The sequence below is a fragment of the Rhizobium sp. O111 genome, assembly GCF_055616315.1.
In genome coordinates, this window is sequence record NZ_JBSHXL010000001.1 from 2,223,859 (window position 1) to 2,246,179 (window position 22,321).

The 22,321-nt window shown below is 62.5% G+C and carries 19 protein-coding genes; 11 read left to right on the forward strand and 8 right to left on the reverse strand.

The window, feature by feature from the left end; all coding sequences use genetic code 11:
• Positions 1–2 precede the first annotated feature (2 nt).
• The 3 genes from ACVTFQ_RS11345 to ypfJ all read right to left on the reverse strand — a co-directional run bounded on the left by ACVTFQ_RS11345 (position 3) and on the right by ypfJ (position 3,332).
• Positions 3–1,250, reverse strand: coding sequence for a TCR/Tet family MFS transporter (locus ACVTFQ_RS11345; protein ID WP_111562834.1), 1,248 nt, complete (start codon positions 1,248–1,250; stop codon positions 3–5).
• A 165-nt stretch (positions 1,251–1,415) separates the two neighbouring features.
• Positions 1,416–2,309, reverse strand: coding sequence for a LysR family transcriptional regulator (locus ACVTFQ_RS11350; protein ID WP_111562835.1), 894 nt, complete (start codon positions 2,307–2,309; stop codon positions 1,416–1,418).
• Between the two features lie 105 nt (positions 2,310–2,414).
• Positions 2,415–3,332, reverse strand: coding sequence for a KPN_02809 family neutral zinc metallopeptidase (ypfJ, locus tag ACVTFQ_RS11355; protein WP_111562836.1), 918 nt, complete (start codon positions 3,330–3,332; stop codon positions 2,415–2,417).
• A 174-nt stretch (positions 3,333–3,506) separates the two neighbouring features.
• Here ypfJ and ACVTFQ_RS11360 point away from each other — a divergent pair, with 174 nt between their 5' ends.
• The 3 genes from ACVTFQ_RS11360 (at position 3,507) to ACVTFQ_RS11370 (ending at position 9,635) form a co-directional block, all read left to right on the forward strand.
• A complete protein-coding gene (locus ACVTFQ_RS11360) occupies positions 3,507–4,535 on the forward strand; it encodes a zinc-dependent alcohol dehydrogenase family protein (protein WP_111562837.1) in 1,029 nt (342 codons plus the stop codon).
• Positions 4,536–4,697: 162 nt separating this feature from the next.
• Entirely contained in the window at positions 4,698–8,186 is a 3,489-nt protein-coding gene (gene carB, locus ACVTFQ_RS11365) for a carbamoyl-phosphate synthase large subunit (RefSeq protein ID WP_018897435.1), read from the forward strand.
• Between the two features lie 156 nt (positions 8,187–8,342).
• On the forward strand, positions 8,343–9,635 hold the full coding sequence (locus ACVTFQ_RS11370; RefSeq protein WP_113177559.1) for a T6SS phospholipase effector Tle1-like catalytic domain-containing protein: 1,293 nt from the start codon (positions 8,343–8,345) through the stop codon (positions 9,633–9,635).
• On the opposite strand, the gene ACVTFQ_RS11375 is transcribed toward ACVTFQ_RS11370, so the two are convergent.
• The 3 genes from ACVTFQ_RS11375 to ACVTFQ_RS11385 form a co-directional block, all read right to left on the reverse strand.
• Complete coding sequence (locus ACVTFQ_RS11375; protein ID WP_065693456.1) at positions 9,619–9,996, reverse strand: VOC family protein; 378 nt, start codon at positions 9,994–9,996, stop codon at positions 9,619–9,621. The genes ACVTFQ_RS11370 and ACVTFQ_RS11375 overlap by 17 nt on opposite strands.
• An 81-nt stretch (positions 9,997–10,077) precedes the next feature.
• Positions 10,078–11,544: a UdgX family uracil-DNA binding protein gene (locus tag ACVTFQ_RS11380; protein ID WP_111562839.1), complete on the reverse strand. Its 1,467-nt coding sequence runs from the start codon at positions 11,542–11,544 to the stop codon at positions 10,078–10,080.
• Entirely contained in the window at positions 11,544–12,776 is a 1,233-nt protein-coding gene (locus ACVTFQ_RS11385; RefSeq protein ID WP_111562840.1) for a putative DNA modification/repair radical SAM protein, read from the reverse strand. Before ACVTFQ_RS11385 ends, ACVTFQ_RS11380 begins: the two co-directional genes overlap by 1 nt.
• Positions 12,777–13,023: 247 nt before the next feature.
• Here ACVTFQ_RS11385 and greA point away from each other — a divergent pair, with 247 nt between their 5' ends.
• Both greA and ACVTFQ_RS11395 read left to right on the forward strand, forming a co-directional pair.
• Positions 13,024–13,500 (forward strand): transcription elongation factor GreA, encoded by a 477-nt coding sequence (greA, locus tag ACVTFQ_RS11390; protein WP_018897430.1) that lies wholly within the window; start codon positions 13,024–13,026, stop codon positions 13,498–13,500.
• 29 nt (positions 13,501–13,529) lie between these two features.
• Complete coding sequence (locus ACVTFQ_RS11395; RefSeq protein WP_162718063.1) at positions 13,530–14,582, forward strand: glycosyltransferase family 4 protein; 1,053 nt, start codon at positions 13,530–13,532, stop codon at positions 14,580–14,582.
• A 6-nt stretch (positions 14,583–14,588) separates the two neighbouring features.
• Here the strand turns inward: ACVTFQ_RS11395 and ACVTFQ_RS11400 are convergent, their stop codons facing one another.
• Positions 14,589–15,056 (reverse strand): Lrp/AsnC family transcriptional regulator, encoded by a 468-nt coding sequence (locus tag ACVTFQ_RS11400; RefSeq protein ID WP_018897428.1) that lies wholly within the window; start codon positions 15,054–15,056, stop codon positions 14,589–14,591.
• 229 nt (positions 15,057–15,285) lie between these two features.
• Here ACVTFQ_RS11400 and trxB point away from each other — a divergent pair, with 229 nt between their 5' ends.
• The 6 genes from trxB to ACVTFQ_RS11430 all read left to right on the forward strand — a co-directional run bounded on the left by trxB (position 15,286) and on the right by ACVTFQ_RS11430 (position 21,261).
• Positions 15,286–16,260 carry a thioredoxin-disulfide reductase gene (trxB, locus tag ACVTFQ_RS11405; RefSeq protein ID WP_018897427.1) on the forward strand — a complete coding sequence of 325 codons (975 nt, stop codon included), beginning with the start codon at positions 15,286–15,288 and terminating at the stop codon, positions 16,258–16,260.
• Between the two features lie 22 nt (positions 16,261–16,282).
• Positions 16,283–17,179 carry a LysR family transcriptional regulator VtlR gene (locus tag ACVTFQ_RS11410; protein WP_018897426.1) on the forward strand — a complete coding sequence of 299 codons (897 nt, stop codon included), beginning with the start codon at positions 16,283–16,285 and terminating at the stop codon, positions 17,177–17,179.
• 551 nt (positions 17,180–17,730) lie between these two features.
• Positions 17,731–18,024: an ArsR/SmtB family transcription factor gene (locus ACVTFQ_RS11415; protein ID WP_047506019.1), complete on the forward strand. Its 294-nt coding sequence runs from the start codon at positions 17,731–17,733 to the stop codon at positions 18,022–18,024.
• A 2-nt stretch (positions 18,025–18,026) separates the two neighbouring features.
• Positions 18,027–19,196 carry an MFS transporter gene (locus tag ACVTFQ_RS11420; RefSeq protein ID WP_111562842.1) on the forward strand — a complete coding sequence of 390 codons (1,170 nt, stop codon included), beginning with the start codon at positions 18,027–18,029 and terminating at the stop codon, positions 19,194–19,196.
• Between the two features lie 46 nt (positions 19,197–19,242).
• Entirely contained in the window at positions 19,243–20,364 is a 1,122-nt protein-coding gene (locus ACVTFQ_RS11425; protein ID WP_111562843.1) for an alkene reductase, read from the forward strand.
• Positions 20,365–20,457: 93 nt separating this feature from the next.
• Positions 20,458–21,261, forward strand: coding sequence for an aminoglycoside phosphotransferase family protein (locus ACVTFQ_RS11430; RefSeq protein ID WP_111562844.1), 804 nt, complete (start codon positions 20,458–20,460; stop codon positions 21,259–21,261).
• On the opposite strand, the gene ACVTFQ_RS11435 is transcribed toward ACVTFQ_RS11430, so the two are convergent.
• Positions 21,258–22,256 carry an NAD(P)H-binding protein gene (locus ACVTFQ_RS11435; RefSeq protein WP_409527937.1) on the reverse strand — a complete coding sequence of 333 codons (999 nt, stop codon included), beginning with the start codon at positions 22,254–22,256 and terminating at the stop codon, positions 21,258–21,260. The genes ACVTFQ_RS11430 and ACVTFQ_RS11435 overlap by 4 nt on opposite strands.
• Positions 22,257–22,321 lie beyond the last annotated feature (65 nt).

Below are 22,321 nucleotides of genomic sequence, written 5' to 3' on the forward strand. Positions count from 1 at the left end.
GATCACTCGGCCGCCTGACCGAGCGCCTTGTCTGTCTTTGATATACGCACCCTGAGAAGAAACACCAGCGTGGCGATCAGGATGAAGAACGCCGCCATCAGGAACGGCGCACCCGCGAAGGTGATCGGCGCATCCGGCTTGGTGAAATAGCCGAACATCTGCGTGAAGATCAGCGGGCCGATGATCGTCGTGATGCTGGAAAGGCTCGTCAGCGCCCCCTGCAGCTCGCCCTGCGCCGAGGGCGGCACCTTGCCGGCGGCGATGCTGCGAAGCGGTGGGTCGGCGATGTTCTCCATCACGGTCAGCACGATGACCGCATAGACCACCCATCCCTCCCAGGCGAATGCATAGCCCGTGAGGCCCACCACTGAGAAACAGAGCCCGACCACCGCCGTCTTCCACTCGCCGAGAACGGGCACGATCCGGGGCAGCAGCAGCGCCATGACGACGGCGGCCCCGATCCCGTAAATGCCGAGCGAAAGCCCGATCTGGCCCTCGCTCCAATTGTAGCGGTAGCTGGTGACGAACGACCAGACAGCCGGATAGACCGCATGCGCCAGCCAGAACAGGAACATGACGGCAGCGATCGAACCGATGCCGGAATAGTTTCGCATCTGCTTCAGCGCGCCAAGCGGATTGGCCCGCTTCCACTCGAAACGGCGCCGGTTCTTGGCATCGAGCGTCTCCGGCAGCAGGAAGCAGGCCGCGACGAAATTGAGGAACGACACCGCCGCCGCGCCATAAAACGGCACGCGCGGCCCGAACTCGCCGAGAAAACCGCCGATGACGGGACCGACGGTAAAGCCGACGCCAAACGCGATGCCGATGAGGCCGAAATTCTTGGCGCGGTTTTCTTCGTTGCTGATATCGGCGATATAGGCCGAACAGGTCGCGAAACTGCCGCCGCTCAAGCCGGCCAGCATGCGCCCGATGAACAGCATCCAGAAGCTGGTCGCCACCGCGCAGATGAGATTGTCGATCGCGAAGGTCAGAACCGAAAGCAGCAGCACCGGCCGCCGCCCGAAGCGATCGCTCAGATTGCCGAGCAACGGCGCGAACAAAAACTGCATGCCGGCATAGACAACAAGCAGCCAGCCGCCATCGAGCGCCGCATCGCTGACGGAACCGCCGGTGAGCTGCTCCAGATAAACAGGAAGCACCGGCATGATGATCGCGATCCCGATCACGTCGAGAAAAAGGATCATGAAGACGAGGAACAGTCCACGGCGGACGAATTTTGGATCAAGCATGCTGCATCTCTAAATCAGTACGTGTTCCAGAGGACGATCTCGTCCGCCGCTATGCTACATAGCCGGGAGAATGGAAACAATACGTGAACATTTCAATTGTTTTGATAGGCTAAAGACTTATATTGATAGACAACAGGAACAAATAGTGGACTTCGGGACCTTTTATTACTCCGCCTTTATGAAGTCGATAAAGGCCCGCAGCGCTGCCGGCATGTGGCGACGGCTGGCGTAATAGAGGAGCGGTCCGGAAAACTCCGTCACCCACTCCTCCAAAATGAGCTCCAGCCGCCCGGCCTCAACCTCGGGCATGACCACCTCCTCGAAGGTGCGTATGATGCCGAGGCCGGCAACCGCAGCTCCCACCTCGATCTCCAGCGCATTGGCAGACACCTGCCCCGTCGGCGTGATCATCAGCGTTTCGCCGTCCCGATCGAACTCCCAAGGCGTCGCGGTCGTACCGCTCCGGAACCGGTGGATGATGCAATCGTGGTCGATGAGATCGCGCGGATGCTTCGGCATCCCGCGCCGCTTGAGATAATCGGACGACGCAGCCGTCACATAGCGCTGCCGGCGCGGACCGATCGGCACCGCGATCATGTCGCGCTCCAGCCGCTCGTCGTAGCGAATGCCCGCATCATAGCCGGCACCGAGCACATCGATGAAACTGTCCTCGCCGATCACCTCGATCCGCACTTTCGGATAGGCCTTCAGAAAACGGTTGATGATATCGGACAGGAAGGAGCGCGCCGCGATGGTCGGCACGTTGAGCCTGAGCGTTCCGGATGGTCCCTCACGGAAGCTGTCGAGTTGCCCGAGCGCCGACGCGACCTCCCCCAACGCCGGCGCCAGCCGTTCGAGAAGCCGCTGCCCGGCCTCCGTCGGCGTCACGCTGCGCGTCGTCCGGTTGAGAAGCCGCACCCCCAGCCGCTCTTCCAGCCGCCGCAGCGAATCGCTGAGCGAAGAGGCCGAAACGCCCCGCTTGCGCGCCACCGCGCGAAAGCTTCTCTCCGTCGCGATTGCCGTGAAGGCATCGAGGTCGCTGAGTGGAAGATCATCCATTGTGCATTTTCCCGCACGATCGGCTCAAATTGAGCCGAACTATCGCACAAGGATGCACAAGACGAAAGCCGGTGGACGCGGCGCCGGAGACGGGACCTGCAACCGTCAGACTGGACCGGAGAAGGTGTCGCAGGCCTGCATCTGGCCGGTGTCGAAGCCGCGCTTGAACCATTTCACGCGCTGCGCCGAAGTGCCGTGGTTGAAGCTCTCGGGCACGACATAGCCCTGGCTGCGCTTCTGCAGCGTATCGTCGCCGATCTGCTGCGCCGCGTTCAGCGCCTCCTCGAGATCGCCCGCTTCCAGGATACCCTTTTGCTGGGTGAACTTGCCCCAGATGCCGGCGAAGCAATCGGCCTGCAACTCGACGCGCACCGACATCTTGTTGGCGTCGGCCTCGCTCATGCGCTGGCGCGCTTCGTTGAACTTGGGCAGAATGCCGAGCAGGTTCTGCACGTGATGGCCGACCTCGTGCGAGACGACATAGGCCTCGGCGAAATCGCCCGATGCGCCGAACTTGCGGCTAAGCTCGTTGAAAAAGGCCGTGTCGAGATAGACCTTGCGGTCCTGCGGGCAATAGAACGGCCCCGTCGCGGCGGATGCGAAGCCGCAGCCCGACTGCGTCTGGCCTGAGAACAGCACCAGCTTTGGATCTTCGTATTCGCGTCCCATCGATTGGAAGATGCCCTGCCACGTATCCTCGGTCTCGGCGAGCACCGTGCGCACGAAGGCGGTCATCTCGTCGTTGGCGGGTGTCTGGCTGCCGCCGGACTGGCTCTGCTCGTAACCCGGCCCACTGGACATGCCGCCATCCATCACCTGCAGGAGGTCGATGCCCATGGCCTTGAAGATGAGATAGAGCACGACGAGGAAGATGATGGTGCCGATGCTGAGCCCGCCACCGCGCCGGCCCATACCGCCGCCGGACGGGAAGCTGAAGCCGCCACCTCTTCCCAATCCACCCATGGAAGGATCACCGCGACGATCCTCGATATTGTCGGACTGACGCCGGCCTTTCCATTCCATGATGATCTCCCCGCAGAGACTGCTTGCTCTCTCATCCCTTATATATCCGGGGGAATGGGAAATTCCAGCCGATTTCAGCTACGCTCACGCGCCCTTCGCGGCCGCGACAAGCGCTTGACGCGCGCCCTACTTTCGCTCCTTCTGAACGAGGGAGATATCGGAGGAGAACTGGGCATGAAGGCAGTGCGGCTGGAAGCAATCGGGAAACTCTCGCTTAGTGAGGTGGAAAAGCCCAGCCCCGGTCCGGGCGAGGTGCTGGTCCGCGTCGAGGCCTGCGGCATCTGCGGTACCGACAGGCACCTGCTTCATGGGGAGTTTCCATCCCGCCCGCCGATCACGCTCGGCCATGAATTCACCGGCATCATCGAGGAGATCGGCCCCGCCGTCAGCGGCTTTCGCGAGGGCATGCGCATCACCGGTGACCCAAACATCTCCTGCGGCCAATGCGATCAGTGCCAGCGCGGCCGCGTCAATCTTTGCCGCAACCTGCAGGCAATCGGCATCAGCCGCGACGGCGGCTTCGCGGAGTATGTGATTGTCCCGCAAAAGCAGGCCTTCGCCCTGCCCGACGACCTCGATCCCGTCCACGGCGCCTTCTGCGAACCACTCGCCTGCTGCCTGCACGGTGTCGATCTGGCCGACATCCGGACCGGCTCGTCCGTGGTCGTATTGGGCGGCGGCGTCATCGGCTTGTTGGTCGTGCAACTCGCGCGGCTCGCCGGCGCCACCGACGTGGTGCTCGTCACCCGCAGCGCCGACAAGCGGCGGCTGGCAGAAAGCCTCGGCGCGACAGTGACCGCAGACCCTGGTGATGGCGACATCATCAAACACATCACCGCGCCCAATGGTCTGCTGCCGGGCGGCGCAGACATCGTCATCGAATGCGCCGGCGTCGCCGAGACCGTCGAGCAGGCCTCTGCCCTTGCACGTCATGGCGGCACGGTCGTGATTCTCGGCGTCATGCCGCAGGGCGCGAAAGTGTCGATCGAGCCCTTCGACCTGCTGTTTCGCGAAATCAGGCTGATCGGCTCCTTCATCAACCCCTTCACCCACAGGCGCGCAGCAGATCTGGTTGCCTCGGGCGTTATCAAGGTGGAGCCCCTGATATCGCGCCGTATCGGGCTTGCCGAAGCAGTGGAAGCGATCAGCAATCCGGCGCGTCCGGGCGAGATTCGAGCGCTCGTTTTGCCAGGTCTTGGCTAGCCCCTTCCGATTCCTGTCGATTCCGAAAATTATGGGGTTCCGTTCACGGATACATTTGCCTATAAGCCGCTTCTAGCCTGAAAAGACCATCATATGCGCGACCCGGCCGGTGCCTCCCACCCTGGCCGGCTTTCTGCGCAGCTAGGAAACGGAAAAAAGCCCATGCCGAAGCGCCAAGACATCAAATCGATCCTCATCATCGGCGCAGGACCGATCGTCATTGGCCAGGCATGCGAGTTCGACTATTCCGGCACCCAGGCCTGCAAGGCGCTGAAAGAGGAAGGCTACCGCGTCATCCTCGTCAACTCCAACCCGGCCACCATCATGACCGACCCGGGCCTCGCCGACGCAACCTACGTCGAGCCCATCACCCCTGAAGTCGTCGCCAAGATCATCGCCAAGGAACGCCCGGACGCGCTGCTCCCAACCATGGGCGGCCAGACCGCGCTCAACACAGCACTTTCCCTGAAGCGCATGGGCGTTCTCGATCGCTACAATGTCGAGATGATCGGCGCCAAGCCGGCCGCCATCGACATGGCCGAAGACCGCGCCCTGTTCCGTGAAGCCATGGACCGCATCGGCCTCGAAACCCCGCGCTCGATGCTCGCCAACGCCACCGACATCAAGGATGCCGACCGCAAGACGCATGAAGCCGAGCGCAACAAGCTGAAGGAAAGCCTCTCGGGTGCCGAACTCGACAAGGCGCTCGACGCGCTGGAAAACCAGTGGAACCTCGGCGAGACCGACCGCAAGCAGCGCTACATCAGCCACGCCATGGCGATTGCCGCACAGGCGATCGACGTCGTCGGCCTGCCAGCCATTATCCGCCCGTCCTTCACCATGGGCGGCACCGGCGGCGGCATTGCCTATAACCGCTCGGAGTTCTTCGAAATCATCGGCGGCGGCCTCGATGCTTCCCCGACGACAGAAGTGCTGATCGAGGAATCGGTTCTCGGCTGGAAGGAATATGAAATGGAAGTCGTCCGCGACAAGGCGGACAACTGCATCATCATCTGCTCGATCGAAAACATCGACCCGATGGGCGTCCACACGGGCGACTCGATTACCGTCGCGCCGGCACTGACGCTGACCGACAAGGAATACCAGATGATGCGCAACGCCTCGATCGCGGTTCTGCGCGAGATCGGCGTTGAAACCGGCGGCTCGAACGTCCAGTTCGCCGTCAATCCGAAGGACGGCCGCCTCGTCGTCATCGAAATGAACCCGCGCGTCTCGCGCTCGTCGGCTCTCGCATCGAAGGCCACCGGCTTCCCGATCGCCAAGGTCGCCGCCAAGCTCGCCATCGGCTACACGCTCGACGAACTCGACAACGACATCACCGGCGGCGCAACGCCCGCTTCGTTCGAACCGTCGATCGACTACGTCGTCACCAAGATCCCGCGCTTCGCATTCGAGAAGTTCCCGGGCGCCTCGCCGGTTCTGACGACAGCCATGAAGTCTGTCGGTGAAGTCATGGCGATCGGCCGCACCTTCGCCGAATCGCTGCAGAAGGCCCTGCGCGGCCTCGAAACCGGCCTCACCGGCCTCGACGAAATCGAAATCCCCGGTGTCGAGGAAGGCGAAGGCAGCCAGAACGCCATCCGCGCCGCCATCGGCACGCCGACGCCTGATCGCCTGCGCATGGTCGCCCAGGCACTGCGCATGGGCATGAGCCCCGAGGAAGTACACGAAGGCTGCAAGATCGACCCGTGGTTCATCGCCCAGTTCAAGGCGATCATCGACATGGAAGCCCGTGTTCGCGAACACGGCCTGCCGACCGACGCCGCAAACCTGCGCACGCTGAAGGCCATGGGCTTCTCCGACGCGCGCCTCGCAACGCTTTCGGGCAAGCGCCCGAAGGAAGTGGCCGAGCTGCGCAATTCGCTGAACGTCCGCCCGGTCTTCAAGCGCATCGACACCTGCGCCGCCGAATTCGCTTCGCCGACCGCCTACATGTATTCGAGCTACGAGACGCCCTTCGTCGGCGCCGCCCGCTCGGAAGCCGAGATCTCCGACCGCAAGAAGGTCGTCATCCTCGGCGGCGGTCCGAACCGTATCGGCCAGGGCATCGAGTTCGACTATTGCTGCTGCCATGCCGCGTTCGCTCTGCGTGACGCCGGCTATGAAGCCATCATGATCAACTGTAACCCGGAAACGGTCTCGACCGACTACGACACCTCCGATCGCCTCTACTTCGAGCCGCTAACGGCAGAAGATGTGATCGAAATCCTGCGCGCTGAGCAGGAAAAGGGCGAAGTCGTCGGCGTCATCGTGCAGTTCGGCGGCCAGACCCCGCTGAAACTCGCCGAAGCGCTTGAGAAGAACGGCATCCCGATCCTCGGCACCGCGCCCGACATGATCGACCTCGCCGAAGACCGCGATCGCTTCCAGAAGCTCCTGATCAAGCTGGACCTGACGCAGCCGAACAACGGCATCGCCTACTCGGTCGAGCAGGCCCGCCTGGTCGCCACCGAAATCGGCTTCCCGCTGGTCGTTCGCCCGTCCTACGTTCTGGGTGGCCGCGCCATGCAGATCATCCACAACGAGAGCATGCTGCAGACCTATCTGCTCGACACCGTTCCGGAACTCGTGCCTGAAGACATCAAGCAGCGCTACCCGAACGACAAGACCGGCCAGATCAACACCCTGCTCGGCAAGAACCCACTGCTTTTCGACAGCTACCTGTCGAACGCCATCGAAGTCGACGTCGACTGCCTCTCCGACGGCAAGGACGCCTTCATCGCCGGCATCATGGAGCACATCGAGGAAGCCGGCATTCACTCCGGCGACTCGGCCTGCTCGCTGCCGCCACGCACGCTCTCAGCCGAGATGATCGACGAGCTCGAGCGCCAGGCGAAGTCGATGGCCAAGGCTCTCAACGTCGTCGGCCTGATGAACGTCCAGTTCGCCATCAAGGACGGCACCGTCTACGTGCTCGAAGTGAACCCGCGCGCCTCGCGTACCGTTCCCTTCGTCGCCAAGACCATCGGCGCCCCGATCGCCAAGATCGCCGCCCGCGCCATGGCCGGCGAAAAGCTCGATCCGCTGTTTGCCGCCTATGGCGAGAAGCCGGATCCGCGCAACCTGAAGCACATCGCCGTCAAGGAAGCCGTCTTCCCGTTTGCCCGCTTCCCCGGCGTCGACACGCTGCTCGGCCCGGAAATGCGCTCGACCGGCGAAGTCATCGGTCTCGACACCGATTTCGCGCTGGCCTTCGCCAAGTCGCAGCTCGGCGCCAGCGTCGAACTGCCGCGTGACGGAACGGTCTTCGTATCGGTACGCGACGACGACAAGCCGCGCGTCCTTCCGGCGATCCGCATGCTGGTCGAACAGGGCTTCAAGGTTCTGGCCACCGGCGGCACGGCCCGTTTCCTCGCCGAAAACGGCATCGAGGCCGTGAAGATCAACAAGGTGCTCGAGGGCCGTCCGCACATCGAGGACGCCATCCGCAACCGTCAGGTCCAGCTGGTCATCAACACGACCGATAGCAACAAGGCGATCTCCGACTCCAAGTCGTTGCGCCGCGCGACGCTGATGCAGAAGGTGCCTTATTACACCACCATGGCCGGCGCCGAGGCAGCCGCCCAGGCAATCAAGGCGCTGAAGGCCGGCAACCTCGAGGTTCGCCCGCTGCAGAGCTACTTCGCCTAAGATATCAAGGCCGGCCGTGACCCTTCACGGCCGGCTTTTCCGCCGCACGACGGCCAACGCGACGACACGCTGAAGTGTCGCAAAACGCGACAATCCACCTGAGATTTCAAACCCTTCGCGATCATGTTACGATGTCCCCACACGTGAGGGGCATCGATGGGCAAGAATATCGTCATTCTGTTCGATGGCACGTCGAACGAAATCTCCGCCGACCGCACCAATATTCTGAGGCTATGCGGCGTTCTCGACCGTAGCGACAAACAGATCGTCTACTACGATCCCGGCGTCGGCACCTTCGGCGCCGCCAATGCCTGGTCCAACGCCTACCGCAAGACGGTCGAACTCTGGGGCCTGGCAACCGGATGGGGCCTCGACCAGAACGTCAAGGAGGCCTACCGCTTCCTCGTCGACAATTACGAGCCCGGCGAACCCGGAGACGATCAAGAGTATCGGGACCGCGACAACATCTACATCTTCGGTTTCAGCCGCGGCGCCTATACGGCACGGGTTCTCGCAGGCTTCGTCCATTCGCTCGGTCTGATGAGCAAGTACCACGTCAACCTGATCGACTACGCCTACAACACCTACAAGGGCATCTCCGAAAGCGAGCAGCAACAGGGCGGAGCGGATGCCGCCGATGTCGATTGGGATGCGCCCTCTGCCTTCAAGACCATGCGCCTCTACGAACGCACGCTGAAGACCGACCGCCCGCCGATCAAGCTGCTTGGCCTCTTCGACAGTGTGTCCTCGGTCATCGTCTGGGGCAAATGGCGCCCGCAGCTCCTGACGCTTCCCTTTACCGATCGCAATCCGAGCGTCGAAGTGGTGCGCCACGCGCTCGCCATCGACGAGCGGCGAACCATGTTCAATCCGCTGCCATGGCGACAGGGACAGGACTATTGGGGCGGCCCCTTCAAGCCGCCGGCCCCGCCCCCGCAAAATATCAAGGAAGTCTGGTTCTCCGGTGTCCATGGCGATATCGGCGGCGGTTATCCGGAAGCAGAGAGTGCGGCGATCAAGATACCGCTCGCCTGGATGATCGCCGAGACCCGAAACACCGGCCTCAACTACAATGAGGACGCCGTCAACGAACTCGTCCATGGCGACAACCCGACCAAGAGCTATGTCCGGCCTGCCCCAACGGCACCACTGCACGACTCCATGAACTGGGCGTGGAGGCTGCTCGAATATGTGCCGAGGCGCGTGCCGATCACCTCCTGGCGCAAGCGCGGCGACACGACGCGCATCTACCTGCCGCTGGCCGACCGCCGCTTCATCCCCGACAGCGCCTCGCTGCACCAATCCGTCATCGACCGATTGTCGTCGACGACAGCGCCGCCCTACACCCCGCCGAACCTGCCGCTACGCTTCGAGACCGAGCCCTGGAGCAACGACGGCCCGCCACCATCAGAAGATTCGGAGGTTGTTTCAATTACTCCGGCCGCTTGAAATAGGCCTCGAGCCGGTAACCGTCAGGATCGATGATGAAGGCTGCGTAGTAGAACTGACTGTAATCCGGCCGCACGCCCGGCGCACCATTATCGGTTCCGCCATTGGCAAGCCCGGCCGCGTAAAACGCATCGACCGACTCCTCGCTCGGCGCCACGAAGCAGAAATGCAGCCCGGATTCCATGTCGGGCACCACCGGCCGCGCCACCTCGCCGACCCAGAGCCCCACCCGATCAGCGCCATAGCCGCTGACATTGCCGAAATTCGTCAGCCGCTCATAGCCGAGCGGGGCCAGCGCGGCATCGTAGAACGCCTGCGACTTCTCAAGGCTCTTCACACCAATCGACACATGATCGAACATAAACGGTCTCCAGATTGTTTTGCCGGCAACGCTACAACATTCGCGCCGAAGCGCCATGGCAATTCGCAAGGCGAGCGATCGTCAGGCCGCCATGCCCGCCATCAGCTCCCGCACCCGCACCATATCCGCCCGAAACAGCGCCATCTCCTCCGCCTTCAGCCGCTCGTCGGGGATGCGCAGCAGATAGGACGGGTGGACGGTGACGAACAGTGTTCGCTCCTTGCCCATCCTGATCGGCTGTCCTCGGATATCGGACAGCTTGTGCTTCGTATCCGTCAGTGCCGTCAGCGCGGTGGCGCCCATGGCGACGATCAGCTTCGGCTTGACGAGTTCGATCTCAAGATTGAGCCACCAGCGGCAATGCGTGACCTCGCCCATGTTCGGCCGCTGGTGAATGCGGCGCTTGCCGCGCGGCTCGTATTTGAAGTGCTTCACCGCATTGGTGACATAGACCGATTGCCGGTCGATCCCGGCGTCGACGACCACCTGATCGAACACCTTGCCCGCAGGCCCGACAAACGGCCGCCCGGCGAGATCCTCTTGGTCGCCCGGCTGCTCACCGACGAACATCACCTTCGCATCTTCAGGCCCCTCGCCGAACACCGTCTGCGTCGCCTTTTCATGTAACTGACAGCGCATGCAGACGGCTGCTTCCTCGCGCAGCGCTGCCAGCGTGCCCACGGGCGCCCTTGGTGCTGCGGGCACCCGACGCGCGGCTTCCTGCAGCCGGTCGTGAAACGGCAGCGGCTCGCTTGCCTGGCGTTTGGCCATCTCCAGAACCTTGCTTTCCGCATCGGCGATCATGCCGGGAATGAGATCGGCCTCGGGCAGGTTCTTCCAGTATTTCTTCGGCATCTCCGCCTGCATCGCCTTCACCTTCAGGCGCGCCGGATTGAAGATGTTGGCATAATAGGTCCGCCACAGCTGGTCGGCCGGGTCGGTCAGATCAGGCTTCTCGCATGGATCATGGCTGACGGTCAGCTTTTCGCCATCCCAGGCAGCCGACCCCTTGGGTGTCGCGATCACCCAGTCCATGTCGTTGAACCGCTTCTGGAAGAACGGCGCCTTGCGGGCGACGATGTGATGATCAGGCTCGAACCAGGCGAGAAACTTCCGCCGTCCGTTGAGCGAGATCCCCGACCCCACCTCCTTGAAGCGCACGAAGGCCGTCATCTTGTGGGCGTCGCGGCGCACACTCTTGTCCATGGCGCGCGCCCGCGCCACGTCCTCGTCCGAGGCGACGTCGAGCAAAGACCGGTCACTTTGCAGCCGCCAGAGCAGCCGATAGAGCAGATAGAAGCGCATCGGATCGCTATGGCAGATCACCGCTTCCGCAAGCCCGATAAAGGCAGGCGGCACCGTCAGCGGCTTGGAAGCATCCAGCGCCGGCAGCTTCGGCACGGTCTCGGGCGCGGCAAACAGATCCGTCTCGCGATATCGCTCCCGCCAGTCGATCTCCTCGGGCGCAACACCTGATGCGGCCAACCGCCGCGCCGCGTCGCGCCACTCGGCCAATTCCCCCCGGCCCTCCAGCAACACGGCAATCATCACAGCAACGACAATTGTTCCGGCTTCGGCTCGAACATCGCCCTCAGATCCGGTCGGTCGATCAGCCGGCGCGGCGACCAACCCTCGGCCGAGATGAACGCCTGCACCTTCTTGATCGACACGCCAAGCCGCGTCAGGTCCTCGATCCGCAGCTTTCGGAAGCGCCGCGCCGAGAGGATCGATTTCACCGTCTTCGTCCCCAGCCCCGGCACGCGAAGCAGCGTCTCGCGCGGCGCCCTGTTGATATCGACGGGGAAATCGTTGCGGTTGCCGAGCGCCCAGGCAAGCTTCGGGTCGAGATTGAGGTCGAGCATCCCGCCCTCCTGCGAGGACGTGATCTCGTCGATCCCGAAACCATAGAAACGATAGAGCCAGTCCGCCTGGTAAAGCCGATGCTCGCGCATCAGCGGCGGCTTGATCAGCGGCAGGTTCTTCGACGAGTCGGGAATGGGGCTGAAGGCCGAGTAATAGACGCGCCTCAGCCCGTAGCTCCCGTAAAGCTGCGCGCTGGTTCCCAGAATGGTCGCATCATTGGCGCCATCGGCGCCGACGATCATCTGCGTGCTCTGCCCGCCAGGCACGAAACGCTTGCGCCGTTTGGTCTGCAGCGTCGGCTCGGAGGCCGCCTCGATCTTCAATCTGAGATCGCCCATCGACCGACGAATGCTGGCCGGTTTCTTCTCCGGCGCCAGTTGCGCGATGCCGCGATCGGTCGGCAACTCGATGTTGAGCGACAAACGGTCGGCATAGAGCCCGGCTTCCTCGATCAGATGCGGCGAGGCCTCGGGAATGGACTTCAGATGAATGTAGCCCCGGAAGTTATGCGTGGTGCGAAGCTCGCGCACGATCCGCACCATCTCCTCCATCGTGTGGTCGGAGGAGCGGATGATGCCAGACGACAGGAAAAGCCCCTCGATATAATTGCGCCGATAAAACTCCAGCGTCAGCCAGATAACCTCCTCCGGCGTGAACCGCGCCCGCTCCACATTGCTGGACGAGCGATTGATGCAATAGGCGCAGTTGTAGATGCAGAAGTTGGTGAGCAGGATCTTCAGCAGCGAAATGCATCGCCCATCCGGCGCATAGGCGTGGCAGATGCCGGCGCCTTCGGTCGAACCAAGCCCGCCGCTCTTGCCGGAATCGCGCTTGGTGGTTCCGCTGGAGGCGCAGGAGGCGTCATATTTGGCCGCGTCCGAGAGGATGGCCAACCGCTCTTCGAGTGACTTCTTCATGCCTATGTTCACTATATGTTCTATCGCTAACAGTCAAGAAAAGCCGCCATGGATCGATGTTTTTCAAGTTTGACGCGAAAAGCCATGAGGGGTTGCAAGTCGCTTCATCGAATTCTCTGGAAATCGACGGAGGCAATCTGCTATAAACGAAGCAGATAGAGTTTTTGCATGGTTCCGAAGTTCCCCTTCGGGACCTGTTTTCTTTTGTGTCTCTGCCTAGCCGACACAAAGACTGAAGGACAAGAAAATGGTTGATAAGGTACCGATGACGCAGGGTGGTTTCGTCAAGCTGCAGGAAGAGCTGCGCTGGCGTCAGCAGGAAGAACGCCCGCGAATCATCGAGGCGATTGCCGAGGCCCGCGCACACGGCGACCTCTCGGAGAACGCCGAGTACCATGCCGCCAAGGAAGCCCAGAGCCACAACGAAGGCCGCATCGGCGAGCTTGAGGATCTGACGGCGCGCGCCGAGGTCATCGACCTCTCCAAGATGTCCGGCAGCACGATCAAGTTCGGCGCCAAGGTGAAGCTCGTCGACGAAGACACCGAGGAAGAAAAGACCTACCAGATCGTTGGCGACCAGGAAGCCGACGTGAAGGCCGGCCGCATCTCCATCTCCTCCCCGATCGCCCGCGCGCTGATCGGCAAGGAAGTCGGCGATTCCATCGAGGTCAACGCGCCCGGCGGCTCCAAGGCTTACGAAGTTCTGGCCATCACCTGGGGCTGAGGACCTTGGCGGATCGCGGCCGATCGCACATCGTCGATATCGCTGACGTCGAAATCGTAGCGCCGAACTTCAAGAAGCGTCTGTCAGGCGTCACCTCGACGATCATCCAGCTTATCCCGGTCCAGCGGGCGCTCGGTCAAAAGATCGCGGCGCTCGGGCCGGGCCTGCCGGAATCGATCCCGCATATCCGCTTTCGCGACCTTTCGAAACTATGGCGCGCGCCCTCGACCCGGCCCTTCCGCGTCTGGCATGCGCGCCGCAACATCGAGATGCTCCCTGCCCTCATCATGCGCGACCTCCTGCGCATGAAGCTGAAGATCGTCTTCACCTCCGCATCGCAGCGCAAACACAGCGGCTGGACGAAGTTCCTCGTCTCGAAGATGGACGCGGTCATCGCGACCTCGGGCAAGACGGCCAACTATCTGGAAGTGCCCAGCACCGTCATCCTGCACGGCATCGACACCGCCCGCTTCTCGCCGCCATCCGATAAGGCGCAGGCCAAGCGCGAATGCGGCCTCGACCCGGACAAGAAGATCGCCGGCTGCTTCGGCCGCGTCCGCCACCAGAAGGGCACCGACCTCTTCGTCGACACCATGCTGCGGCTTCTCCCCGATCATCCTGAGTGGAGCGCCATCATCGCCGGCCGCGCCACGGCCCAGCATGTCGAGTTCGAGAACGGCCTGAAGGCCAAGGTCGCCGCCGCCGGCCTCTCCGACCGCATCCTCTTCGTCGGCGAACACACCAACATCAACGACTGGTACCGCGCGCTTGATTTGTTCGTTGCGCCGCAGCGCTGGGAAGGTTTCGGCCTGACCCCGCTCGAAGCCATGGCCACAGGCGTCCCCGTCGTCGCAACCGATGTCGGCGCTTTTCCGGAGATCGTGACCACGGGCGATAACGGCGCGGGCGTGCTGATTGCCCGCGACGATCTCGATGCGATGGCAAAGGCCGTTTCGGAACTCATGGATGATGAAAGCCGCCTGGCGCGGCTCGCCGCCAATGCCCAGACGCATGTCATGGAAAACTTCCGCATCGAAGGCGAAGCCACGAAGCTGAAGGCTATCTACGACAGCCTCGGCTGAGACAAATCAGACTTCGGTCAATCCGAGTTTCTTGATCTGGCGGATCGTCAGCATGGTGCGCACGGTGTCGACATGCTCGTTGGCGGTCAGCACCTCGATGACGAAGTCCTGGAACCGCGTCAGGTTTTCAGCCACGCAATGCAACAGGAAGTCGCTATCGCCCGAGACCATCCAGGCTTGGCGCACCAGCGGCCACTGTGTCGTCGCTGCGGCGAACGCCTTGAGATTGGCTTCCGACTGATGCTTGAGACCGACCATACAGAATGCGACGAGATCGAAGCCCAGCTTCGGGCTGTTCAGCATCGCGTGGTAGCCTTCGATAACGCCGGACTCTTCCAGCTTGCGCACACGCCGAAGACAGGGCGGCGCCGAGATGCCGACCCGGTCGGCGAGCTCGACGTTGGTCATGCGGCCATCCGCCTGCAGCTCACGCAAGATCTTGATATCGATGGCGTCCAGTTCAGCGCGAACCAAGCGAGTGCCTTTCTTTAAAATCGTGAATCCAGCTTCTATATAAAGCGGCACAATACGCAAGAATCTTTCCCTGAGATGACGGAATCTTGCACATCCACACCGAATGCCTTGTTGGTAACGCAAGGCTGCCCTTGAATAAAAGCATTGGTCGTTCATAAATAACGCATGGACGCGTGATGGCCGTATTCGCCTTATATCCAGCGCGTCCAGCCAGTTGAAAGGAAGTCTCATGTCCGCCCGCCACACCAAGGTGCTCATCATCGGTTCCGGCCCCGCCGGCTATACCGCTGCCGTCTATGCGGCGCGCGCGATGCTGAAGCCGGTCCTGATCGCAGGGATGGAGCAAGGCGGACAGCTGATGATCACCACCGACGTCGAGAACTATCCGGGCTTCGCCGATCCGATCCAGGGCCCCTGGCTGATGGACCAGATGCTGCAGCAGGCCAAGCATGTCGGCGCCGAGATCGTCAACGACATCGTCACCGAAGTCGAGATGAACCAGCGCCCCTTCGTCGCCCGCACCGATAGCGGCCAGGTCTGGACCGCCGACACGCTGATCATCGCCACCGGCGCAAAGGCCAAGTGGCTCGGCATCGAGAGCGAGCAGACCTTCCAGGGCTTCGGCGTCTCCGCTTGCGCCACCTGCGACGGCTTCTTCTATCGCAACAAGGACGTGATCGTGGTCGGCGGCGGCAACTCTGCCGTCGAGGAAGCGCTGTATCTCTCGAACATCGCCAAGACCGTGACGGTCGTTCACCGCCGCGATAGCTTCCGCTCGGAAAAGATCCTGCAGGAACGCATCTTCGCCAAGGAGAACGTCAATATCCTCTGGAACACCGAGATCGCCGAAATCACCGGCGCGCCGGCCAAGCCGCCGATGCCGCCGTCCGTCTCCGGCGTTCGCCTGCGCGACACGCGCACCGGCACTGTTGCCGACCACACGATCGACGGCGTCTTCGTGGCGATCGGCCATGCGCCGGCAACCGAGCTCTTCAAGGGCAAGCTGAAGCTGAAGGACAACGGCTATCTCTGGACCGCGCCGGATTCGACCGCGACCTCGGTCGAGGGCGTCTACGCAGCCGGCGATGTCACCGACGACACCTTCCGCCAGGCGATCACCGCCGCCGGCATGGGCTGCATGGCAGCGCTCGAGGCCGAACGTTATCTCACGGGCCTTGTGCCCGTCGCCGTAGCTGCGGAGTAATATCGGCATGAGGGGTGGTGGAATGCCGTTGGACTGGGACAAGCTGCGTATTTTCCACGCAGCTGCCGAAGCCGGTTCGTTCACGCACGCGGCCGACAAGCTGCATCTGTCCCAATCCGCGATCAGCCGTCAGGTGAGCGCGCTGGAGCAGGATGTCGGCACCAAGCTGTTCCACCGCCACGCCCGCGGCCTCATCCTCACCGAACAGGGCGAGCTGCTCTACCGCACCGCCCATGACGTGCTCTTGAAGCTCGAAACCGTGAAGATGCAGCTGACCGAGACGACGGAAACGCCGTCGGGCAAGCTGCGCGTCACCACCACGGTCGGTCTCGGCCAGGGCTGGCTCACGGACAAGATTCAGGAGTTCATGCAGCTCTATCCGGATGTCCAGATCCAGCTCATCCTCGACAACGAGGAAGTGGATGTGAACATGCGCTACGCCGACTGCGCGATTCGTCTTCGCCAGCCGCAGCAATCAGATCTCATCCAGCGCAAGCTGTTTACCGTGCACATGCACGTCTACGCGGCCCCCTCCTATATCAACCGATATGGCGAGCCGCAGGCGGTCGAGGATCTCGACAACCACCGAATCATCACCTTCGGCGAACCGGCGCCAAACTACCTGCTCGACGTGAACTGGCTCGAAATCGCCGGCCGCTCGTCTGACAACAAGCGCATTCCGCACCTGCAGATCAACAGCCAGACCTCGATCAAGCGCGCCTGCCTGCTCGGCATGGGCGTCGCCTGCCTGCCCGACTACATCGTCGGCCGCGACCCGGGCCTGATTCAGCTGCCGATCAACGCCGACGTGCCGTCCTTCGACACCTATTTCTGCTACCCCGACGAAATGAAGAACGCCGCCAAGCTCAAGGCTTTCCGCGACTTCATCGTCAGCAAGGCCAGAAACTGGAGTTTCTAACTGTTTTTGCGACAAAATTCGCAGCCGTGCAGTTCACGCATGTCTGACATGCACAAAAATTGGTTGCCGACTGCACATTAAAACACCATATCAACCTCAGCTGATGCACACGGTGGCTTTTCCTCCCAGTTCCACCGCATTAGCTGTTCCCCTCTGGAGGTTTAGACCTTCATACCTATAAAGGGCCCCGAGCTTTCGGTGGCCCTCTTTTTTTGCCTTGATTTGCCCTAATTTTCCGCATCGCAGCATAAAATGCTGCATTGCATAGCAGGCATGCGCAAACGGGCATTGAAATCTGCCCGCCAAAGCATCATATCGCACTCAGTTGATGCACATGGCGGTTCTCTCCCAGTGCCGCTGCATTAGCTGTTCCCCTCTGGAGGTTGAATAACCTTCACACCTTAAAGGGCCCCGTTCATTCGGTGGCCCTCTTTTTTTGCTTAAAATTTAACCACGGAAAAAATCGCACGCGCCGTTCGCGCATGTCTTGAACATCGAAAACCGTCGATCCATATATCGATCAGAAACGATTTATGGTTCGGCAAACGACGATGGACAACGACGAAATCCTGAAAGCGATATCCCATCCGAAGCGGATGGAGATTCTGAACTGGCTGAAGAATCCCGAAGAGCATTTCTCTTCGCAGGAGCATCCGCTCGAAATGGGTGTCTGTGCCAGCCAGTTCGAACGCTGTGGCCTCTCGCAATCAACCGTCTCCGCCCATCTGGGCACGCTCAGCCGCGCCAATCTCGTGACCACGCGCCGGGTCGGCCAGTGGATCTTCTACAAGCGCAACGAAGAAACCATCGCTGCCTTCCTCAAGCAACTGGCACAGGATCTCTAGACATGCCCCTCGCCCTCCTCGTCCTGGCGCTCAGCGCTTTTGCGATCGGCACGACCGAATTCGTCATCATGGGTCTGCTGCCCGAAGTCGCCACCGACCTTGCAGTGACGATCCCGCAGGCCGGCTGGCTCGTCACCGGCTACGCGCTCGCCGTTGCCGTCGGCGCCCCTGTCATGGCGGTCTCGACCGCGCATCTGAAGCGCCGCACGGCGCTGATCGCGCTCATGGCCTTCTTCATTGCCGGCAATCTGCTCTGCGCGCTGGCGCCGAGCTACTGGGTGCTGATGATCGCCCGCGTCGTCACCGCGCTCTGCCATGGCGCCTTCTTCGGCATCGGCTCCGTCGTCGCCGCCAGCCTGGTGGCGCCGGATCGCCGCGCCCGCGCCGTGGCACTGATGTTCACCGGCCTGACGCTCGCAAACGTCTTGGGCGTGCCGCTTGGGACCGCCATCGGCCAGGCATTCGGCTGGCGCTCGACCTTCGCTGTCGTCACCGTCCTCGGCGTCATCACCATCGCCGGCCTGATCGCCGTGCTCCCCAGGGACAAACAGGAAGAACAGGGCAACATCTTCCGCGAGATCGCCGCCTTGAAGAACGGCCACCTCTGGCTGGCGCTGTCGACCACCGTCTTCTTCTCCGCCTCGATGTTCGCGCTCTTCACCTATATCGCGCCGCTCCTGCGTGATGTCACCGGCCTGTCGCCGCAGGGCGTCACCTGGACGCTGTTCCTGATCGGCCTCGGCCTCACCGTCGGCAATCTGCTGGGCGGCAAGCTCGCCGACTGGAAGCTCGGGCCGACGCTCGCCGGCGTCTTCGCGATGATCGCCGTCACCTCGGTCGCCTTCGGCTTCACCAGCCCCTATTTCACCGCCGCCGAAATCACCCTCTTCGTCTGGGCCGTAGCGACCTTCGCCGCCGTCCCCGCCCTGCAGGTCGGTGTCGTGCACTTCGGCAAGGATGCGCCCAATCTGGTCTCCACGATCAATATCGGCGCCTTCAACACCGGCAACGCGCTCGGCGCCTGGGCGGGCGGCATGGCCATCGAGCTCGGCTTCAACATGACCCGCGTACCGCTCGTCGCCGCCTTCATGGCCCTGATCGGCCTTGTCGTCACGGCGCTTACCTATCTCTCCGCCAAGGGCAAGGCAGCCATGCCCGCCCCGGCTGAATGATCCTTCCAACGCCCCCAAACCATCATAAACACCGAAAGGACTTCCCATGAGCAAGCTCTTCGAACCGACGCAGGTTGGCGACATCGCCGTCAAGAACCGCATCGTCATGGCCCCGCTGACCCGCAACCGCTCGCCGGGCGCCGTGCCGAATGACCTCAACGTCGAATATTATACGCAGCGCGCCTCCGCCGGCCTGATCGTCACCGAAGCGACCGCGATCACCCACCAGGGCCAGGGCTATGCCGACGTCCCCGGCCTCTACAGCAAGGAAGCCCTGGACGGCTGGAAGCGCGTAACTGACGCCGTGCACGCCCATGGCGGTAAGATCGTCGTCCAGATGTGGCATGTCGGCCGTATCTCGCACACGACACTGCAGCCGAACGGCGGCAAGCCGGTCTCCTCGAGCAACAAGACCGCCAAATCGAAGACCTACCTCGTCAACGCCGACGGCACCGGCAGTTTCGCCGAGACCTCCGAGCCCCGCGCGCTTGAAACCGCCGAGATTGCTGGCATCGTCGAGGATTACCGCAAGGCCGCCCGCGCCGCGATCGATGCCGGATTCGATGGCGTCGAAATCCACGCCGCCAACGGCTACCTGATCGACCAGTTCCTGCGCGCCGACATCAACGACCGCACCGACCAGTACGGCGGCTCGATCGAAAACCGCGCCCGCTTCCTGTTCGAAGTGGTGGACGCGATCACCAAGGAAATCGGCCCGCGCGTCACCGGCATCCGCATCTCGCCGGTCACCCCCGCCAACGACGCATCCGACGCCGCCCCGCAGCCGCTCTTTGACTACGTCGTCGAGGGTCTGGCAAAATACGACCTTGCCTTCATCCACGTCATCGAAGGTGCGACCGGCGGCGACCGCAACTTCCAGCAGGGCGACAAGCCCTTCGACTATGCCGGCCTGCGCGCCGCCTATGAAAAGGCCGGTGGCAAGGCAAGCTGGATGGTCAACAACGGCTACGATCGTCAGCTCGCCATCGACACCGCCGAAAACGGCAAGGCCGACCTGATCGCCTTCGGCAAGCCCTTCATCGCCAACCCCGATCTCGTCGAGCGCCTGAAGGCCAACGCCCCGCTCAACGAAATCGACCAGGCCACCCTCTACGGCGGCGGCCCGAAGGGCTACATCGACTACCCGGCCCTCGAAACGGTCGCTTGATCAACCCGAGCCTCGAAATCCCGCCACCCGGCGGGATTTCTTTTTTAGGCGACCTCGTTTCCCTTTCCGGCCGCGACCGGCTAGCATCCCCTCATGTTCAAGCCCTATCTCGACCGCTGGCATCTCACCCCTGACGGCGAGCCTGTCGTCACCCACTCCAGCAACCTCCTGCCCGTGCTGTGGCGCGGCAAGCCGGCCATCCTGAAGCTGAGCGCCGACGAAGCCGAGCGCTCGGGTGCCGCCGTGATGGACTGGTGGGACGGAAACGGTGCGGCGAGGGTCTACTGCCACGACGCCGATGCCATCGTGCTCGAACGAGCCCAAGGTGGCCGCTCACTACTGACCATGGCCGCTGAAGGCGAGGATGACGAGGCAAGCCGCATCCTCTGCGACACCGTCTCCAAACTGCATGCGCCGCGCGATGCATCGAAGCCGTCGCTCATTCCCCTTGCCCGATGGTTCCGCGACCTCGCTCCAGCCGCCGGAAAATATGGCGCTGTGCTCACCGAGTGCCACGAGATCTCCACCGCCCTGCTCGCCGACCCCCGTGACGAGACCGTCCTGCACGGCGATATCCACCACGGCAACGTCCTCGATTTCGAAGAGCACGGCTGGCTGGCGATCGATCCGAAGGGCCTGGTTGGCGAGCGCGGCTTCGACTACGCCAACATCTTCGCCAACCCGGAACTCTCGACGGTCACCGATCCCGATCGCCTCCGGCGCCAACTCCCCATCATATCGGCCGCGGCCAACATCGAGCCTGAGCGCCTACTACGCTGGATCGCCGCCTATTGCGGCCTCTCCGCCGCCTGGTTTCTCGACGACGGCATGCAGTCGGAAGCGCAGAGCCCGCTAACGGTCGCCCGCATCGCGCTCGCGGAACTCAGCCAAGGCTAACCGCGCGGCGCCACTGCGCCCGCCACCTCACCGTCCATCCGCCCCTCAAGGCAGCCGAGCGACAGCAAGGTCGTCCTGACGGCCTCATCGACAGGCGTCCGCGGCTCGAAACCGAGTTCGGCCACCAGCCGCTCATTGCTCATCCGGATCGGCTCGCGCCAGAGATAGCGCATCTCCTTCAGCTCGCGCATGAAGGTCACAAAGGGTGCCGCCAAGGGCACGACAAACCAGAGAAATCCCCGCACCTTCACCCGCCCGCCAACGGAGCGCCTGATCGCCTCGACCATCTGCTGCCCATCGCGATCCCAGAAGCCGTCCATGTGATAGACGGCAAAACCAGGCAGCCGCTCGCGGCGCTCGACCAATTGCACCATCGTTTCCGCCACGTCAGGCAGATAGGCCCACTGATGCCCCACGCCATTGCGTGCCGGGTTGGTCACGGTGGAGACGGGCTTGCCCGGCGTGATCATGCCCTGCGAGAACCAGCTGCTCCCCGCCCCCGGCCCGAAGAAATCGCCGGCCCTGACAATGATAACGGGCGCGCCCTCTCGCGATCCGGCCTCCAGTCGCTTCTCCAACTCGACGCGGATGGCACCCTTCTTCGTCACCGGATGCTGCGGGCTATCCTCGCGCAGAACAGGAAACGCGTCCGGCCCGAAATTGTAGACCGTGCCTGGAAGCACGATCGTTGCGCCGACCGCCTTGGCGGCCGCGATCGTATTGTCCAGCATCGGCAGCACCAGCTTTTCCCAGTCGCGATAGCCGGGCGGATTGACCGCGTGCACAATCAGGCTCGCCCCTTGCGCGGCGGCCATCACATCGGCCGCACGCATCGCGTCTCCCTGCACCCAGTTCAAACAGGGCTCGGCGGCGCGCGCCTTCTCTATATTGCGGTTGAGCGCCCGGACATTCCAGCCGCGCGAAACAAGCTTGCGGGCAACCACGCCGCCAATGCCACCGCTTGCTCCGAGTACAAGTGCGATCTGCTGTGTCATCATCGTCTCCATCTGTTGATGATCAGATGATGCGCTCCCGCAGAGATAAACGAAATTGACGAAAT

Excerpts from the sequence above, each read along its gene's own strand:
- ACVTFQ_RS11350 (WP_111562835.1), bottom strand. The coding sequence starts at position 2,309 with ATGGATGATCTTCCACTCAGCGACCTCGATGCCTTCACGGCAATCGCG.
- ACVTFQ_RS11345 (WP_111562834.1), bottom strand. The coding sequence starts at position 1,250 with ATGCTTGATCCAAAATTCGTCCGCCGTGGACTGTTCCTCGTCTTCATG.
- ACVTFQ_RS11360 (WP_111562837.1), top strand. The coding sequence starts at position 3,507 with ATGAAGGCAGTGCGGCTGGAAGCAATCGGGAAACTCTCGCTTAGTGAG.
- greA (WP_018897430.1), top strand. The coding sequence starts at position 13,024 with ATGGTTGATAAGGTACCGATGACGCAGGGTGGTTTCGTCAAGCTGCAG.
- ypfJ (WP_111562836.1), bottom strand. The coding sequence starts at position 3,332 with ATGGAATGGAAAGGCCGGCGTCAGTCCGACAATATCGAGGATCGTCGC.
- ACVTFQ_RS11380 (WP_111562839.1), bottom strand. The coding sequence starts at position 11,544 with ATGATTGCCGTGTTGCTGGAGGGCCGGGGGGAATTGGCCGAGTGGCGC.
- ACVTFQ_RS11425 (WP_111562843.1), top strand. The coding sequence starts at position 19,243 with ATGAGCAAGCTCTTCGAACCGACGCAGGTTGGCGACATCGCCGTCAAG.
- ACVTFQ_RS11385 (WP_111562840.1), bottom strand. The coding sequence starts at position 12,776 with ATGAAGAAGTCACTCGAAGAGCGGTTGGCCATCCTCTCGGACGCGGCC.
- ACVTFQ_RS11435 (WP_409527937.1), bottom strand. The coding sequence starts at position 22,256 with ATGACACAGCAGATCGCACTTGTACTCGGAGCAAGCGGTGGCATTGGC.
- carB (WP_018897435.1), top strand. The coding sequence starts at position 4,698 with ATGCCGAAGCGCCAAGACATCAAATCGATCCTCATCATCGGCGCAGGA.
- trxB (WP_018897427.1), top strand. The coding sequence starts at position 15,286 with ATGTCCGCCCGCCACACCAAGGTGCTCATCATCGGTTCCGGCCCCGCC.
- ACVTFQ_RS11430 (WP_111562844.1), top strand. The coding sequence starts at position 20,458 with ATGTTCAAGCCCTATCTCGACCGCTGGCATCTCACCCCTGACGGCGAG.
- ACVTFQ_RS11415 (WP_047506019.1), top strand. The coding sequence starts at position 17,731 with ATGGACAACGACGAAATCCTGAAAGCGATATCCCATCCGAAGCGGATG.
- ACVTFQ_RS11410 (WP_018897426.1), top strand. The coding sequence starts at position 16,283 with ATGCCGTTGGACTGGGACAAGCTGCGTATTTTCCACGCAGCTGCCGAA.
- ACVTFQ_RS11370 (WP_113177559.1), top strand. The coding sequence starts at position 8,343 with ATGGGCAAGAATATCGTCATTCTGTTCGATGGCACGTCGAACGAAATC.
- ACVTFQ_RS11375 (WP_065693456.1), bottom strand. The coding sequence starts at position 9,996 with ATGTTCGATCATGTGTCGATTGGTGTGAAGAGCCTTGAGAAGTCGCAG.
- ACVTFQ_RS11420 (WP_111562842.1), top strand. The coding sequence starts at position 18,027 with ATGCCCCTCGCCCTCCTCGTCCTGGCGCTCAGCGCTTTTGCGATCGGC.